Genomic DNA, 15,932 nt, shown 5'->3' with positions numbered 1-15,932 from the left:
TCGCGGGAATGACACGATGGGTAATGACGAGGAATATGGTCCTCAGGAGGAAGCCTTGGGCTTCAACTTCGCTACCCTGGCCCCGATCGGGCTGCTGCTTGCTTCCAATGTTTTCATGACCTTTGCCTGGTATGGGCACCTGAAATGGCCGACATCGGCGCTGTGGGCGGCGGTGCTCATCAGCTGGGGCATCGCCTTTTTCGAATATTGGCTGGCCGTGCCGGCCAATCGGATCGGGGAAGCGGTCTATTCGCCCTCCGAGCTCAAGACCATCCAGGAAGTCATTTCGCTCTCGGTATTCGCGGTGTTCACCGTGTTCTATTTCGGCGAGAAGCTGACGCTGAACCACGGGCTCGGCTTCGGGCTGATCGCGCTGGGGGCGTTTTTCATCTTCAAGGGGCCGATCAAGTAGCAATGGTGTTTCCGCATTTGGTTCAATCACGGTGTCATTCCGGCGAAGGCCGGAATCCATCTTGAAATAGCTCAGCCTCGTCTGGACGCGGATAGACCTCAGGATGGATCCTGGCCTTCGCCGGGATGACATCGGGTGTGCTAGTGCTCATGAGTTCCCAAGGCAGATCGCTTGCGATACCCTCTAGTCCAGGCAATCCACCAGGCTGGTGGCGAGGCCCCGCAGCAGGTTGGGATAGAGGTCCGCGCCTTCGGTGAGGGCGCCGCCCTCGGGGTCGAGCACGCCTGATCTGGCGCTGCTGGCTTCGGTGATGGCGCCGATGATGGTGGGTTTGAAATTGGGTTCGGCGAAGACGCAGGTGGCGCCCAGGGAGGCAACCTTTGCCTTGAGTTCGTCGATGCGGGCAGCGCCGGGCATGACGTCGGGCGTGACGGTGACCGAACCGGCGACGTCGAGGCCAAAGCGGGCTTCGAAATACTGATAGGCGTCGTGGAAGACGATGAAGGGCTTGTCGGCGACGGGGGCCAGCGTCCTGGCGAGCTCGGCTTCGAGTTCATCGAGCTTGATCTGTTCGGCTTCGGCATTGGCTTGATAGGTGGTGGCATTTTCCGGATCGGCCCCGGCAAGCGTCGTGGCGATCTGGGCGACCATCAGCTTGGCGTTTTCCGGATCGAGCCAGAAGTGCATGTCGCCCTCGCCATGCTCGTCGTGGTCATGATCGTGATCGTGGTCTTCGTGCTCATGATCCTCGCCTTCGTGAGTGTGGGCCTCGAAGGCGCCGCCTTCGCGGACGGGGAGCAGGGTGATGCCGGGGGAATCGGCGAGTTCGACCACGGTGGCGCGAGTGGCCAGGGTTTCGAGCGCGTCGCCGAGGAACAGTTCCATGCCGTGGCCGGTCCAGAACACGATATCGGCGGCTTCGAGGGCGCCGGCGTCGGAGGGCTTGAGGGCGTAGGTGTGGGGCGAGGCGGAGCCCTTGACGATGAGGGTGGGTTCGCCAACGCCGGCCATGACCGCAGCCACCAGCGAATGCACCGGCTTGATAGAGGCCACCACGCTGGGGGCCGCCATGGCGGCGGTGGTGAGGAGCGCGGTGGCCAGCAGGGCGAAGGGGGCGAACAGTTTCATGGCGACCTCGTGATATGTTATGTTATTACGCTTGCGGCAGTGTTATGCTATAACGTATTGAAGGGCGTCAAGGGACGTTCGCAGAAATTTCCAGGCAGGCCGCAATGAACGCCATCGTGCCGAGAGAAACATTGATCACGCTCAGCAATGCCGGCGTGAGCCGGGGCGGTCGCACGCTGGTCAGCGGGGTGGACCTGACCATAGCGCGGGGCGAGATCGTGACGCTGATCGGGCCGAACGGGTCGGGCAAATCGACCACGGCCAAGCTGGCGACCGGCGTGCTGAAGCCGACCACGGGAACGGTGACCCGGCAGCCGGGGCTGCGCATCGGCTATGTGCCGCAGAAGCTGAGCATCGACTGGACTTTGCCGCTGACGGTGGAGCGGCTGATGACGCTGACCGGGCGGCATGCGCCTGCCGATATCGACGCGGCGCTGGAGGCGGTGGGTGCGGCGCGGCTGCGCAAGGCGGCGGTGCAGGAGCTGTCGGGCGGGGAATTCCAGCGCGTGCTGTTCGCCCGGGCGATGATCCGCAAGCCCGACCTGCTGGTGCTGGATGAGCCGGTGCAGGGCGTCGATTTTTCCGGGGAAGTGGCGCTTTATGAGCTGGTGCGGCAAATCCGCGATACGACGCGGAGCGGGATATTGATGATTTCGCACGACCTGCATGTGGTGATGGCGGAGACCGATACGGTGATCTGCCTCAACGGGCATGTGTGCTGCCGCGGCACGCCGAGCGCGGTAAAGCGGAGCCCCGAATATCTCAAGCTGTTCGGGGAACGGGCGGCGCATACGCTGGCGATCTACGAGCACCATCACGACCATGAGCATCATGACGATGGGTGTGTGGTGGCAGAGGGGCATGCGCATGGCCATACGCATGAGCATGAGGGGACACAGTCATGGGCGTTGAGTTTTTGGCGGGGGCAAATACCCCCTCCCGAGCGCCGCTAGGCGCTGCGCGCCAAGCTCTGCTTGCCCTGCCCTCAAGGGGGAGGGTGCGTGCGGTGCCATTGGCATGCTTGTGCCACACCCTCGATATCACCCTCCCCCTTGAGGGGAGGGTAGCGCAGCTTCGCCGCAGGCCTAGCGCAGCTCGGGAGGGGGTACGCGATGTTCGGTGACTATTTCTCCCGCGCCCTCATTGCCGGCATCGGGCTCGCCTTGGTGGCGGGGCCGCTGGGGTGTTTTGTCGTGTGGCGGCGGATGGCGTATTTCGGGGATACGATGGCGCATTCGGCGCTGCTCGGGGTGGCGCTGTCGATCATCCTGTCGATGAATATGACGCTTGGGGTGTTTGCGGTGGCGGCTCTGGTGGCCGGGGCGCTGATCGTGCTGCAAAAACAGGCAACGCTGTCGACCGATGCGCTGCTGGGGATCCTGAGCCATTCGACGCTGGCGGTGGGGCTGGTGCTGGTGGGATTTCTCACCACGGTTCGCATCGACCTGATGGGGTTCCTGTTCGGGGACATTCTCGCCGTGTCGGTGGAGGACATCGTCATCATCTATGGTGGCGGGGTGGCCATTCTCGCCATATTGATCCTGGCATGGCGGCCGCTGCTGGCGTCTACGGTGAGCCCGGAACTGGCGGAGGCCGAGGGCCTGCGGCCGGAGACGAGCCGGCTGGTGCTGATGATCCTGATGGCATCGGTCATCGCCATTGCCATGAAGCTGGTGGGCGTGCTGCTGATCACCTCGCTGCTGATCATCCCCGCGGCGACAGCGCGGCGGTTGAGCGCGACGCCGGAAATGATGGCGGCGGTGGCCGCGGTGCTGGGCGCTATCGCGGTCGTGGGAGGCCTGTTCGGATCGCGGACCTGGGACACCGCTTCGGGGCCTTCGATCGTGGTGATGGCGCTGGTCATATTCCTTGTGTCGCTGACGGTTCCCGTCTCGCGACTGTTCGGCAGGAGAGTTCCCCATGGCACATAGCCACGACGTTCCCGGCGACCTGACGCGCAACCAGGGGCTGGTGCTGGGCGCGCTCAACCATTCGGAAGGGCCGCTGAGCGCCTATGACATTCTCGACAAGCTGCGGGCAGATGGCCTGCGGGCGCCTTTGCAGGTGTATCGGGCGCTGGACAAGCTGGTGGAACGCGGGCTGGCGCACAGGCTGGAGTCCCTCAATGCGTTCGTGGCCTGCGCTGACGCGCTTTGCCACCGCAAGGGGCTGATCGCATTTGCGATCTGCGAAGGGTGCGGGAAGGTGGATGAATTCGCCGATGCCGTGATCGAGGAGCGGCTGGGGGACTGGGCCGGTGCGAAGGGGTTCAGGGTGGAGCGGACGACGATGGAAATCCGGGGGAAGTGCGGGGCTTGTGCGGGGGTGGCCTGAGAGCGCGATGTTGCTCCTGACAGCAGGCCCAGGAAGCTACCTCTCCCCTCAGGGGAGAGGTCGGCCCAAAGGGTCGGGTGAGGGGTTCAGCGCTATGTAAGGCACCGTGCATTTCACCAGCACTGAACCCCTCACCCCACCCTCTCCCTTCAGGGGAGAGGGAGCCACGCTCAGTGGAACCGATGAAGCCGGTCGCTCCGCATATGCGGTCGCCCGCTAGGACTCTTCCCCAAACCTCAGAAAATGCACCGCCGCCGCGCCATATTGCCGGCGGTCGTCCAGGGTGAAACCCTCGGGGATTTCTACCGCCGCGTCGGCGCTTTCCTCGAAGACGATGGTCGCGCCTGGGGCCAGCCAGCCATTGGCGGCGATGTGGGCCAATGCCTGTTCGCCCAGCCCCTTGCCATAGGGCGGATCGAGGAAGACCAGGTCGAACTGACCGAAAGTGCCGGGCGTGCCGAGATCAGTGGCGTCGCGGCGCAGCAGCTTGGTGATGCCCCCTGCCCCGAAGGCCTCGATATGGTCGCGGATGAGACCGCGGGCTTCGGCGCCGGTATCGACGAAGGTGACGTGGCTGGCGCCGCGCGACAGGGCTTCGAGGCCCAGCGCCCCGGTGCCGGCGAAGAGGTCGAGCACGCGGATGCCCTCAAACACCGGGCCGAGGCGGCTGGCGAGGATGTTGAACATTGATTCGCGGACGCGGTCGGCCGTCGGGCGAATGGAATCGTCCGACGGGGAGGTCAGTTGCTTGCCGCGGAATTTGCCGGCGACGATGCGCATAGCCTATGCCTTGGGACGACGCGGGCCGCTCGGGCGGGCGCCACCAGTGGGACGGCCAGCCGGCTTCCCGCCCGGCTTGCCACCAGGACGCGGGCCGCGGGCGGGCGCCGCGCCGTCGCGCTTGGGCATGGGCTTGCCGTCGGCGCGCATGCGCGGCTTGCCATAGGTCTTGGCCTCGGAGCCGAATTCGTCGCGGCCGGGACGTGTCGGGCGGCCGCCGGCGGGGCGGCCTGGCTTGCCTTCGGGGCGGAAGCTTTTGGACTTCTCCGAGAAATTGCGGCCGGGGCGCTTGGCCTCGCCCTTGAAGGCGGCGCCTTTGCCACGCTCGCTATCGGGGCGAACGCGCGGCGTATAGGCGGGACGCTCGGCGGCAGCAGTATCGCCGCGACGCGGACCGCGCGGAGTGCCGGCGAACTCACGATCACGCGGCGGGCGAGCCCCGCCTTCCGGGCGCGGAGCGCGCGGGCGATCGCCGAAGGACCTGCCGGGGCGTTCACTGCGCTCGGCACCGGCACGAGCACCGGCCAGACGGCGCTCATCGTCACGACGCGGACCACGGGTCTTGTCGCCGAACGGCTTCTTTTCAAAGGGTTTCCTGTCGCCGAAGCTCTTCTTCTCGCCAAAGGGCTTCTTGTCCCCCAGGGACTTTCCGCCGCCGGCCGGGCGCGGTGGGCGCTTGCCGAAGGTGCTGGCGGGCTGGTCATCGGGATCGCGGCGGGTGAAGGCCTTGGGACCGCGCTTCTGCACGAATTCCTCGGGGGCGCGGCCATCCTCGTCGAAATAGATGTGGCGGGGCGGCGGAGCATATTCGTCGTCACGCGATTCTTCGCGCCTGGAAACCGGCTTACGGCTGTCGAAGCGCCCGGGGCGATCCTGGCGGGGGCGTTCCTCGCGAATTTCCTGCTCGGTCTTTTCGGCGCCATCGGTGAAGCGGAAACGCTGGCGGGCGATTTCGACCGTATTGGTGCCGCGGCCGGTGAGGCGATCGCGGGTCGGCTTACCGACCAGGGCATTGGCTTCGGCCGGCATCTCGCTGTCGAAATCGACGTCGGCGGCATCGGCGAGCTTCTTGCCGAGCTGGTCGCGCAGCATCTTGGCCTTGATGGTCTCGACGCCCCCGACCGGAATATCGCCAAGCTGGAACGGACCGTAGCTGACCCGGATCAGCCGGTTCACCTCGAGCCCGAGGGCGCCGAGGACATTCTTGACCTCGCGGTTCTTGCCTTCGCGCAAAGCCAGCACGAGCCAGACATTGGCGCCCTGCTCGCGCTCGAGCGTGGCTTCGATGGCGCCGTATTTGATGCCGTCGATCTCGATGCCGTCCTTGAGCTTGTCGAGCGCCGCCTGGGTGACGGTGCCGTGGGCGCGCACGCGATAGCGGCGCAGCCAGCCGGTGGCGGGCAGTTCGAGGACGCGCTTGAGGCCGCCATCATTGGTCAGCAGCAGCAGCCCTTCGGTATTGATATCGAGGCGCCCTACGGTGACGACGCGCGGCAGGCCGTGGGCTTCGAGATGCTGGAAGATGGTCTCGCGACCCTCGGGATCCTTCTCGGTGACCACGAGGCCCGCCGGCTTGTGATAGAGCCAGACGCGGGTGCCCTGGCGGGCGGCGAGCGGAGCGCCATCGACCATGATCTTGTCGCGATCGGTGACGTTGAAGGCGGGCGTCAGCACCTTCTTGCCGTTAACGACGACGCGGCCCGCGGTAATCCACACCTCGGCATCGCGACGGGAGCAGAGGCCGGAGCGGGCAATGACCTTGGCGAGACGGTCGCCGGTATCGGGTTTGGCGGGAGCAGTGTCGCTCATGGCGATTCTTTCATGTCATGCGGGACCCATATGCGCGAGAAAGCTCGGGCGGGCGGCGCGGAAAAGGCGAAGCGGCCGGATGATCCGGCCGCTTGGAAACGTGAAACCGACGGCAACCGTCAGTCGAGCGTGATCTCGTCGTCGGTCAGCCCGACACCGGGACCGGAACTGGATGAGGCGCCCGGCGAGGTATAGGTGGCGCGGATGGCCTTGCGCACCGATTCAGGGCATTTGGGATCGTTGAGCGAAACCAGCTCGCCATTGGGCGCGGCACAGACCAGGTCGGCGCTGCCAACGCGGGTGAAATATTCCTCGGGCGGCAGGTAGAGCGGACGCTTGCCGTTGACCGTGCTCACGTCGGCATTGTGCGCCTGCATGCGGGCGACCAGCATGCGGGTTTCCTGCTCGGTCAGCGGGCGACCGGAAACCGAACTCAGGTCGACGACCTTGGCATTGCGCAGGCGCTGGATATCGGCCTCTGTGAGATTGGTGGCATCGATCTGGACGCTGTCGCTATCGGTGGGCAGTTGTGCAACGGCCGCTTCCGGCGCCGGTGGCGGCAAGGCCTGGCCGCTGGCCGGCAGCACCAGCGGGGCGCGGGCGGTGGTGATATCTTCCTTGGGCGTCTCGCCGGGGAGCAGGCCGACACCGCGCGCGGTGGTCGTCATGACCTCGCGCTCAAAGGTGCCGAAATCGGTCAGCGCATTGGTGCCTTCCACCGTGGTACAGGCGCCCAGCGCCAGCGCCAGCACCAGGCCGAGCGACGCCAATCCAATCCGGGTAGTCACTCCAGGAGCAGGCTGCTGCCCGGTCAAACCAATACGCATGAAACGTCCTTCGAGATGTCGGCGGCGCTTATAGCGCATAATGCCGCCTAAGACCAGATTCTGGCGGCAACATGTTCCAGCAGGTCAGGCGGCCGACTTGCGTGGCCGGCCCAGGCCGATGAGATCGGCGATCAGCAGGATGACGCCGACAGTTATGGCCACGTCGGCAAGGTTGAAGATGTAGAACGACCAGTTGCCCCAGTGGAGGTGGAAGAAATCGGCCACGGCGCCGTAGATCAGCCTGTCGATGGCATTGGAGAGGGCGCCGCCGATGCAGAAGGCGAGGCCGAGGCGGATCAGCGCGGAATCGGCCCGCAACCACCAGATGGAGAGGGCGACGATGGCGACCAGCATGACCACGCCGAGGGCCCAGACTGGCAGGCCATCGAACAGGCCATAGGAAATGCCGGTATTCCAGACCAGGACATAGTCGAAGAAATCGGTGACGCGGACAATCTCGCCGCCGCGCCAGCCGGTCATGGAGAACGGGACATAGCTGGTGAAGACTTCGACGCAGGGGGCCGCGCCGGCGGCAACGCAATCGGCCGAGACCTGGAACGCCTTGTGGGCGCGATCGAGGCCGAAGGCGAGGATGGCGGTGGTGAGGGAAATGTAGGTTGAGGGGGTGGCGAGTGCGCGGAGGTTCATACAGAATCCACCCCTCCCTTCTCCCCTTGAGGGAGAAGGTGCCCGAAGGGCGGATGAGGGGTTGGTTCCACCAGCATCCAAGCATGGGAGAGCGCAGCACCCCTCACCCTCGAAAATCCGCTGAACGCGGATTTCCTATCCCTCTGCCTCAAGGGGCGAGGGGAAGAGGGTGTTAGCCCTATCATTACAGCCCCGCCGCCGCGCGTTCGCGCAGGGCTTGCGCGTCGCGCAGGGAGACGTCGGGATAGTCCGCGTCGCTGCCGACCTCGGGGAGGATTTTCCACGAGCGGGCGCAGCGGGTGCCCTGGGCGAGGGCCGGAACCACGGCGACGCCGGGGACATCGTCGAGCGTGAAGGCCTCGGACGGTGCGTCGGCATTGCCGATCTCGATAGCCGAAGTGATGGCGATCTCGGCCAGGTCTTCGCCCGCCAGAGCCGTCAGATAGCGCTCATCGGTGATGAACACTTTCGGCGCCGCCTCAAGCGAGGAACCGATACGCTTTTCGCGACGCTCGATTTCGAGCGCCCCGGTGACGACGCGGCGCACGGCGCGGATCAGCGTCCATTTGCTGGCGAGATCATCATTGAGCCAGTCGCGCGGCACTTCTGGGAAGAGCCGCAAGTGGACCGATGAACCGGCCTCGGGATGACGCTCCAGCCAGACCTCTTCCATGGTGAAGACCAAGATGGGCGCGAGCCAGGCGGTGAGGCAATCGAACAGGTGATGCAGCACCGTGAGCGCGGCCTTGCGGCGGACCGAGGAGATCGGGTCGCAATAGAGCGCATCCTTACGGATATCGAAATAGAAGGCCGAGAGCTCGATATTCATGAAGTTGGTCAGCAGGGTCACGACCTTGCGGTAGTCGTATTCCTTGTAGGCGCCACGCACCTGCTCATCGAGCTGGGCCAGGCGGTGCAGGATCAACTGTTCAAGCTCGGGCATGTCGGCGAAGGGGACTTCGTCACCCGGCTGGTAATGGGCGATATTGCCCAAGAGCCAGCGCAGCGTGTTGCGCAGCTTGCGGTAGCTGTCGACCGTGGTCTGGATGATCTCCTTGCCGAGGCGTAAATCTTCCGAATAGTCGGACGAGGCGACCCAGAGGCGCAGGATATCGGCGCCGTATTGGCGAATGATCTCCTGCGGGGCGACGACATTGCCCAGCGACTTGCTCATCTTGCGGCCCTCGCCATCCATGGTGAAGCCATGCGTCAGCACGCTGTCATAGGGGGCGAAGCCATTGGTGGCGCAGGATTCAAGCAGGCTGGAATGGAACCAGCCACGATGCTGGTCGGAGCCTTCAAGATACATCGAGGCCGGGAATTTGAGATGCGGCCATTTCTGCTTGTTGCGCAGCACCCAGGAATGGGTGGTGCCGCTATCGAACCACACGTCGAGAACGTCGGTGACCATCTCGTAGTCATCGGGACTGCGCGTTTCGCCGAGATAGCGGGCGGCAGCGCCGGGCTTGTACCAGGCGTCGGCACCTTCTTCCTCGAAGCTCTGGGCGATGCGGTGATTGACCTGGTCGTCCTTGAGGATTTCGTTGGTCGCCTTGTGGACGAAGACCGTGATCGGCACGCCCCAGGCGCGCTGGCGGCTGAGCACCCAATCGGGGCGATCAGCAATCATGGCGCGCAGGCGGTTCTGGCCGGCGGCGGGATAGAATTTGGTGGCGTCGATGGCGGCAAGGGCGCGGGCGCGGAGGGTGTCGGGAAGAGACCCCTCATCCGCCCTTCGGGCACCTTCTCCCTCAAGGGGAGAAGGGGAAGAGGCGATGGGCCGGTCCATATAGACGAACCATTGCGGGGTGTTGCGGAAGATCACCGGCTTCTTGGAGCGCCAGGAATGGGGGTATTGGTGCTTGACGCGGCCGCGGGCGACCATGGCGTTGCGCTCGGCGAGGGCAGCGATGACGCGGTTATTGGCATCGCCCTTCTTGCCGTTGTCGTCGATGACGCGGGCGCCTTCGAAGCCGGGGGCTTCGGAGGTGTAGAAACCGTCGTCGCCGACGACATAGGGGATGGCGGTGTCGATGCCGCGCTCATTCAGCAGACGAGCGGAGTCCATCCAGATCCCGAAGTCATCGAGGCCGTGGCCCGGAGCGGTGTGAACAAACCCCGTGCCGGCGTCGTCGGTGACGTGTTCGCCATCGAGGAGGGGGACGTCAAAATTGTATCCGCCGGCCAGACCGCGAAGGGGGTGATGGCACGACAGACCTGCCATGACGGAAGCAGGAATGCCTTGCAGTCGTACCGACTCCTCAACCTTTGCCTTGGCGAAGACTTCGGCGGCTAGATTGTCGGCTACGATGTACTTTTCGCCGACGCGGGCCCAGTTGCCGTCCGGGGCCTTCGTCACTTCATAGACGCCGTACGCTATTTTGGAGGAATAGGAGATCGCTCTGTTGGCTGGGATCGTCCAGGGCGTGGTGGTCCAGATCACAACGCTAGCGCCAGTGAGGTGCTCTCGCCGTTCGATGGCTAGCTCCGCCGCGCTCGGCACAGCACCTTCTTTTGCGGCGGACGCGACGGTGAGTATCCTTGATACAGGAAACTTCACCCAGATCGTGTCGCTCTCGTAATCCGCATATTCGATCTCGGCCTCGGCCAGCGCCGTGCGCTCGACCACTGACCACATGACGGGCTTTGAGCCGCGATAGAGCTGACCCGTCGTCGCCACCTTCATCAGCTCGCGGGCGATCTGGGCTTCGGCGTCGAAGCTCATGGTGAGGTAGGGATTGTCCCACTCGCCCAGCACGCCGAGGCGTTTGAATTCCTCGCGCTGGATATCGACCCATTGCTCGGCAAAGGTGCGGCATTCCTGGCGGAATTCGACGACGGGGACGTCGTTCTTGTCCTTGCCCTTGGCGCGGTACTGTTCCTCGATCTTCCATTCGATGGGCAGGCCGTGGCAGTCCCAGCCCGGCACATAGGCCGAGTTGTAGCCCAGCATCTGCATGGAGCGGGCGACGAGATCCTTCAGCGTCTTATTGAGGGCGTGTCCGATATGGATGTTGCCATTGGCATAGGGCGGGCCATCATGCAGGGTGAAGAGCGGCCGGTCCTTGGCCTGCTCGCGCTGCAGGGCGTAAATATCCATCTCTTCCCAGCGCTTGAGCCAGCCCGGCTCGCGCTCGGGCAGCCCGGCGCGCATGGGGAAATTGGTTTCCGGCAGGAAAAGCGTAGCCGAATAATCGGTTTCGGTGGCGCCCGTGGCGGTATCGGTCATGGAAACGGCAATCGGAAAAGGGAGGATTTGCGGCGCGTTGTAGCAAGGGGAGGCGGAAGGGGCAAAGGGTGATTTCGCCCGATCAGTCCAGCAACGGCAGCAGACGGCCACGCACCAGCGCAGCGATATCGCCGAAGAGGCTCGGATAGAGCTCATCCGACAGCAGAATGGCGCGCCGGGCAAGGTCCGCATCGGCATGGACGCCGCGGATGGATTGGCGGATCGCAGCCACATCGCGCTCGGTGCGCTGGAACACCGTAACCGTGCCGCGCTGTGCGGCCCGGCGCGCATGGTAGAGATGCTCGAGATGCTGCGGGAAAGCGACCTGCGGCAGGCCCAGGCCAAGCGCCATGCAGAGACTGCCATGCTGGCCGGCATGCAGCATCACGCGGCTGCGCTCGGCGATCAGCTCCAGCGGAACCGGACTCTTCTCGATGATGACGCCGCCAGCGCCAAGCCGGCCTGCCAGCTCGTCGCCGATACCGGGCATGTAGAGCCGGGTGGGCAGATCGAGCCCGGCGATAGCCTCCATCAGCGCGGGGTCGTTGCGCTCATCGGTCGAGAAATAGATGAACACCTCGTCGCCGCCATGGCTGCCGCGCGGCAGTGCCTCATTCAGTGGCGGCAGCAGGGGCTGGCTGCGCCAGGGGCCATAGGGATCGAGTGCGGCTATGGTGCGCGGCATAGAAACGGCGGCGCCATAGATATCGGAGAAGCGGGCATATCCGGGCTGGCCGAAATGCTGCATGGCGGCGTTGACGGCGGCCAGGAGGTCCGCTTCCCGATAAATGCGTGTCGTGTGCTCCTCCAGCAGGACGGGAAACGCATCCATGCCGGCGGGTGGCGTGGAGTAGCCGGTGCCGACGGCGGCCATAGGAATGCCGGCGATCCGCGCCGCCAGCATGGCGATAGGCGAGAAATCGCCAACCATCAGACTGCTCTGGCGCGCCTGGATGGCGGCGAGCCACCACTCGATCTGGCCGATCAGCCGGCCACTGTCGGCAAAGCCCAGGTCGCCGAGAAACTCTGCCCAGGTCGCCGTGTTGGGGTTGCCCGCCGCCTGGCGCCGCGTGGCGTCGAAGCCGAGATAGGCGCTGGGAAAGGCGAGCTCGCAGAGTGGCGCGAGCTCGCCCGCATGCTCCATCCGGCATAGTGCGGCGTCAAACACGAAACCATCGCCGAGCGCCTCGGCGATGGTTTTGAGCGTAACGATGTGACCGCGCCCTGCCCCGCCTTCCCAGGCCAGCAGGATGCGCCCGGTGCCCCTGGGCATGGCATCACGCCGGATAGTTGCAGACCGGGCCGCAATTGGTCTGGACCACGGTGCAACCCGGCGGTGGTGGTGGTGGGGTCACGACGACGACAACCGGGGGCGGAGGGGGAGGAGCGACGACCGGTCCGCCGCTGGTTTCGTGCGCTGGACTATTGCCCGAAGTGTTGGGCAGGCACAGCTCGGTGTGAGCATCCTTGTCGGTGAAAAACAACCCGATGCAGAGGCGCGTATGGGCGCGGTAAGCGTCCTGGATTTCGGAGGCAGACACAGGCAGAGCTGACGCCGCTGCGAGTGTGGCTGCCGCCGCGACGGCAAGGTGGATGGACTTGGCCATAGCAAGCTCCTGTTGGCGATAGCCGACGCTATGTGGGGCACCCAGGCCAGTGCATCGCACACATGTTCGATGAACTGGCTTTCATTCGCCAATAGCTTGCGCGAAGCCGCAAAAGAATGCCCAATGGTGGCGCCCATCCAGGGAGGCCATTGTGGACGCAATCCTCGGGCTGATCGAAGACATCTACGAGGCGGGCGCTCATCCCGAGCAATGGCAACGCGCACTCAAATCGCTGGCCGATGCGACCGGCAGCCGCGACGCGACCATGGGCGGCCAGACCGCGGCACAGGTGCCGCTGCTGGTATCGGTCCACACCGACCCGGACTATGTGCTCAGCTATAGCCAGCACTATCACCGCCGCAACGCCATGCAGCTCGCAATGCACAGCACGCCGGTCGGGCGGGCCGTGGTCGATTCCATGGTGCTGGATCGTGACACATTCCATGCCGGTGACTTCTACAACGAATGGTGCGTGCCACAGCGCTACCTGCACGGCGCCGCGCTGAACCTGGCCACCTCGCAGGGCTGGCGCGCCACGCTGATGGTGTCGGGGGTCAACGAATATGAACCGGAGACGCTGCGGACGCTGACGGTGGTGACGCCGCACCTGATCCGCGCCTTCCAGCTCAACCAGTTGCTGCACGAGACCCAATCGATGGGCATGGGCGCCTTCGCGGCGCTGGAATATCTCGACCGCGGGGCGCTGTTGGTGGGGGCGGGCGGGGCGATCCGCACCGCCAATGGCATCGCCGAGCGGATCGTGGCGCAGGGCGACGGGCTGATCCTGAAGGACGGCCAGCTCAGTTGCAGCAAAGGCCGCGAGACAGCGGCGCTGGAGCGGCTGATCGGGCAATGCGCGCGCGGCATCGTCGTCGTGGGCGAAGGCATGGTGCAGGTGTCCAGAAGCGAAGGCCGCTCACCGCTACTGGTGCAATGCCTGCCTTTCCCCTCTAGCAGCTGGTGGCCAGGCTTTACCCAGCAACTGGCGATGATCTTCGTCACCGATCCCGATGCGCGGATGGAACAGGTGATGCAAAGACTGCGGCAACGCTATGGCCTGACCCCGGCGGAGGCCAGCCTCGCCTGGGAAATCGTGCGCAGCGGCGGCCGCAAGACCGCGGCTTTGCAACGCGGCATTTCGGTGGCCACGGCGCGCAGCCAGCTCACCGCCATCTTCGACAAGACCGGCGTACGCCGCCAGGCCGAACTGGTGCGGCTGCTGCTCGACGAGCAGCCCGAACACCCTTCTAGCGAATAAAGCCCAGCTTGGCGTCCAAATCGCTCAGCGGCTGGGCCTTGCTCAGCGCTTCCCTCGCCTTGCCGCTGTCGCGGTTCATGGCGGCGATGAGCTCATCCAGGCCGGAAAAGACTTCCTGGCCGCGGATATGGGCGATGAGGGCAACCGTGATGGTCTGGCCGTAGATGTCCTCGTCGAAATCGAAGAGATGGGTTTCGAAGGGCGGCAGCTGGTTGTTGAACATGGGCTTGCCATAGGCGGCGACGCCATCGAAGACGCGGGCACCCAGACGGGCGCGGACGGCGTAGACGCCTTGGGCGAGCTGGAAATTGGAGTGGGTCATGGTGTTGGCGGTGGGGTAGCCGAGCTCCCTGCCCCGCTGGTCGCCCTTGACCACGCAGCCATCGAAAAACCAGTGATAGCCGAGCAGCCGGTTGGCGGCGGTGACGGCGCCTTCGGAAAGGGCGGCGCGGATGCGCGAGGACGAGATGACCTCGTCGCCCTCATCCATCAGGTCGAGGATTTCGACGGCAAAGCCCTGCGCCTCGCCCGATGCCTTGAGGAAGGTCGGCGTGCCGCGGCGCTGGCGGCCGAAATGGAAATCGGCGCCGACGATGACGCCGGTGACATCAAGGGCCTCGACCAGGAAACGGGAGACGAAATCCTCTGCCTCGATCTGGGAGAAGGCACGGTCGAAATGTAGGACGGCGATGGCGTCGAGCCCCAGGGCCTCGGCCAGCCGCGCCTTGGCGTCGCCATCGGTGAGGCGGAACATGAAGGGCGCCGGCGCGAAGACGTCGCGCGGATGCGGCTCGAAGGTGAGAACCATGGCGGGAACGCCGGCTTGGGCGGCGCAGGCCTTGAGCGTGGACAGCACCGTCTGGTGGCCGCGATGCACGCCGTCGAAATTGCCGATGGCCACATAGGCGCCGCGCAGGGCGGCGGGGACGGCATCGAGGCTGGAAAGGCGCAGGAATTCGGTCAAATCGGTCACCAGCTGAGGCGCGGCAGGAAGCCGGCCATATGGGCGCGGCTGGGCGCGACGAGGTCGGCGATGGCCTGTGGATCGGGCTTGCCGAAGGCGTCGAGTTCGGCGGCATGAATGGAGCCGGTGACAAAGAGCAGGTCGATGCCGAACTGGGCGGCGCCGGTGGCATCGGTGCGCACGCTGTCGCCGATGGCGAGGACACGCGACTTGTCGAGTGGGCGGCCAGCAGCCTGTTCGGCCAGGCGGAATGCCTCCTCGTAGATAGGCTGGTAGGGTTTGCCGGCCATCAGCACCATGCCGCCCATGGCGGCGTAGAGATCGCCCAGCGCGCCGCCGCAATAGATGATCTTGTCGCCATGTTCCACGACGCGGTCTGGATTGGCGCAGATCATCGGCAGCTTGCGGCTGAGCCAGAGGCGGGCGCGGGTGCGGTACATTTCGGGCGTGTCGTCGTCGGTATCGAGATCGGTGACCACGACGACCTCGGCCTCGTCGGCACCGGTGCGGCGCACGTCGAGCCCTTCGTAGAGCGCATCATCCTCGGTGGCGGGGCCGACATGGTGGATGGCCTTGCCGCGATATTTGGCAATCATCGTGCGGGTGGCGTCGCCCGATGACACGATGGCGTCATAGGCGCCGCGATGCACGCCGAGCCGGTCGAGCATTTCCACTATGGGACCGGAGGGACGCGGGGCATTGGTGATGAATACCACCTTGCCGCCGGCCTGGCGGAATTCGGCGAGCGCCGCGACAGCAGAGGGAAAGGCCTCGACGCCGTTATGGACGACGCCCCACACATCGCTCAGCACCGCATCGTAGCGGCCGGCGAGATCGGCAAGGCCGGAGATGGCAGGCAGGGGACTGGTCATCGCGATATTCCGATGCGAACAGGATGGTCGTTCTATGTGGCAGCTTGGGGGTGCGGATCAAGGG

General features: G+C 65.1%; 15 protein-coding genes. 5 read left to right on the top strand and 10 right to left on the bottom strand.

The genetic code is table 11. The features are described 5' to 3' along the window. Positions 1-16 precede the first annotated feature (16 nt). Positions 17-412 carry a DMT family protein gene (locus ASD04_RS16535; RefSeq protein ID WP_056259435.1) on the top strand — a complete coding sequence of 132 codons (396 nt, stop codon included), beginning with the start codon at positions 17-19 and terminating at the stop codon, positions 410-412. A gap of 183 nt (positions 413-595) precedes the next feature. On the opposite strand, the gene ASD04_RS16530 is transcribed toward ASD04_RS16535, so the two are convergent. Further along, a complete protein-coding gene (locus tag ASD04_RS16530; protein ID WP_056259433.1) occupies positions 596-1,540 on the bottom strand; it encodes a zinc ABC transporter substrate-binding protein in 945 nt (314 codons plus the stop codon). A gap of 104 nt (positions 1,541-1,644) precedes the next feature. Between ASD04_RS16530 and znuC the strand changes: the two genes are divergently transcribed. From znuC to ASD04_RS16515, 3 genes are all read left to right on the top strand, one after another. Then, positions 1,645-2,493 (top strand): zinc ABC transporter ATP-binding protein ZnuC, encoded by an 849-nt coding sequence (gene znuC, locus ASD04_RS16525; protein WP_082531298.1) that lies wholly within the window; start codon positions 1,645-1,647, stop codon positions 2,491-2,493. Positions 2,494-2,652: 159 nt separating this feature from the next. Continuing rightward, entirely contained in the window at positions 2,653-3,471 is an 819-nt protein-coding gene (locus ASD04_RS16520) for a metal ABC transporter permease (protein WP_056259432.1), read from the top strand. Beyond that, complete coding sequence (locus ASD04_RS16515) at positions 3,461-3,874, top strand: Fur family transcriptional regulator (protein ID WP_056259430.1); 414 nt, start codon at positions 3,461-3,463, stop codon at positions 3,872-3,874. The genes ASD04_RS16520 and ASD04_RS16515 overlap by 11 nt, the downstream gene beginning before the upstream one ends. Before the next feature lie 216 nt (positions 3,875-4,090). Here ASD04_RS16515 and rsmD read toward each other — a convergent pair whose 3' ends face one another. From rsmD to ASD04_RS19760, 7 genes are all read right to left on the bottom strand, one after another. Beyond that, a complete protein-coding gene (rsmD, locus tag ASD04_RS16510; protein ID WP_056259428.1) occupies positions 4,091-4,654 on the bottom strand; it encodes a 16S rRNA (guanine(966)-N(2))-methyltransferase RsmD in 564 nt (187 codons plus the stop codon). Between the two features lie 3 nt (positions 4,655-4,657). Next, positions 4,658-6,463, bottom strand: a complete 1,806-nt coding sequence (locus tag ASD04_RS16505; RefSeq protein ID WP_056259426.1) for a pseudouridine synthase — start codon at positions 6,461-6,463, stop codon at positions 4,658-4,660. A gap of 119 nt (positions 6,464-6,582) precedes the next feature. Continuing rightward, positions 6,583-7,290 (bottom strand): hypothetical protein, encoded by a 708-nt coding sequence (locus tag ASD04_RS16500; RefSeq protein ID WP_156461300.1) that lies wholly within the window; start codon positions 7,288-7,290, stop codon positions 6,583-6,585. An 84-nt stretch (positions 7,291-7,374) separates the two neighbouring features. Continuing rightward, positions 7,375-7,938, bottom strand: a complete 564-nt coding sequence (gene lspA, locus ASD04_RS16495; protein ID WP_056259422.1) for a signal peptidase II — start codon at positions 7,936-7,938, stop codon at positions 7,375-7,377. A 184-nt stretch (positions 7,939-8,122) separates the two neighbouring features. Further along, the gene (ileS, locus tag ASD04_RS16490; protein WP_056259420.1) at positions 8,123-11,167 is read right to left on the bottom strand and encodes an isoleucine--tRNA ligase; all 3,045 of its coding nucleotides are present in this window, start codon (positions 11,165-11,167) and stop codon (positions 8,123-8,125) included. A gap of 82 nt (positions 11,168-11,249) precedes the next feature. Continuing rightward, positions 11,250-12,440: a nucleotide disphospho-sugar-binding domain-containing protein gene (locus ASD04_RS16485; protein ID WP_056259418.1), complete on the bottom strand. Its 1,191-nt coding sequence runs from the start codon at positions 12,438-12,440 to the stop codon at positions 11,250-11,252. Between the two features lie 4 nt (positions 12,441-12,444). Beyond that, positions 12,445-12,774 (bottom strand): hypothetical protein, encoded by a 330-nt coding sequence (locus ASD04_RS19760; protein ID WP_200940285.1) that lies wholly within the window; start codon positions 12,772-12,774, stop codon positions 12,445-12,447. 151 nt (positions 12,775-12,925) lie between these two features. Here ASD04_RS19760 and ASD04_RS16480 point away from each other — a divergent pair, with 151 nt between their 5' ends. Next, positions 12,926-14,032 carry a helix-turn-helix transcriptional regulator gene (locus tag ASD04_RS16480; protein ID WP_056259416.1) on the top strand — a complete coding sequence of 369 codons (1,107 nt, stop codon included), beginning with the start codon at positions 12,926-12,928 and terminating at the stop codon, positions 14,030-14,032. Here ASD04_RS16480 and ASD04_RS16475 read toward each other — a convergent pair. Beyond that, positions 14,022-15,005 (bottom strand): bifunctional riboflavin kinase/FAD synthetase, encoded by a 984-nt coding sequence (locus tag ASD04_RS16475; RefSeq protein ID WP_244488347.1) that lies wholly within the window; start codon positions 15,003-15,005, stop codon positions 14,022-14,024. The genes ASD04_RS16480 and ASD04_RS16475 overlap by 11 nt on opposite strands. Next, positions 15,002-15,868, bottom strand: coding sequence for a TIGR01459 family HAD-type hydrolase (locus ASD04_RS16470; RefSeq protein WP_056259414.1), 867 nt, complete (start codon positions 15,866-15,868; stop codon positions 15,002-15,004). Before ASD04_RS16470 ends, ASD04_RS16475 begins: the two co-directional genes overlap by 4 nt. Between the last annotated feature and the right edge of the window lie 64 nt (positions 15,869-15,932).

This window comes from Devosia sp. Root436, from assembly GCF_001426345.1.
GTDB lineage: Bacteria > Pseudomonadota > Alphaproteobacteria > Rhizobiales > Devosiaceae > Devosia.
Note: the sequence above shows the minus strand (reverse complement) of the source record. Positions and strands in the feature narration are given on the sequence as shown.

Coding starts and splice junctions, on each gene's coding strand:
- ASD04_RS16535 (WP_056259435.1), top strand. CDS start 17: ATGGGTAATGACGAGGAATATGGTCCTCAGGAGGAAGCCTTGGGCTTC.
- ASD04_RS16530 (WP_056259433.1), bottom strand. CDS start 1,540: ATGAAACTGTTCGCCCCCTTCGCCCTGCTGGCCACCGCGCTCCTCACC.
- znuC (WP_082531298.1), top strand. CDS start 1,645: ATGAACGCCATCGTGCCGAGAGAAACATTGATCACGCTCAGCAATGCC.
- ASD04_RS16520 (WP_056259432.1), top strand. CDS start 2,653: ATGTTCGGTGACTATTTCTCCCGCGCCCTCATTGCCGGCATCGGGCTC.
- ASD04_RS16515 (WP_056259430.1), top strand. CDS start 3,461: ATGGCACATAGCCACGACGTTCCCGGCGACCTGACGCGCAACCAGGGG.
- rsmD (WP_056259428.1), bottom strand. CDS start 4,654: ATGCGCATCGTCGCCGGCAAATTCCGCGGCAAGCAACTGACCTCCCCG.
- ASD04_RS16505 (WP_056259426.1), bottom strand. CDS start 6,463: ATGAGCGACACTGCTCCCGCCAAACCCGATACCGGCGACCGTCTCGCC.
- ASD04_RS16500 (WP_156461300.1), bottom strand. CDS start 7,290: ATGCGTATTGGTTTGACCGGGCAGCAGCCTGCTCCTGGAGTGACTACC.
- lspA (WP_056259422.1), bottom strand. CDS start 7,938: ATGAACCTCCGCGCACTCGCCACCCCCTCAACCTACATTTCCCTCACC.
- ileS (WP_056259420.1), bottom strand. CDS start 11,167: ATGACCGATACCGCCACGGGCGCCACCGAAACCGATTATTCGGCTACG.
- ASD04_RS16485 (WP_056259418.1), bottom strand. CDS start 12,440: ATGCCCAGGGGCACCGGGCGCATCCTGCTGGCCTGGGAAGGCGGGGCA.
- ASD04_RS19760 (WP_200940285.1), bottom strand. CDS start 12,774: ATGGCCAAGTCCATCCACCTTGCCGTCGCGGCGGCAGCCACACTCGCA.
- ASD04_RS16470 (WP_056259414.1), bottom strand. CDS start 15,868: ATGACCAGTCCCCTGCCTGCCATCTCCGGCCTTGCCGATCTCGCCGGC.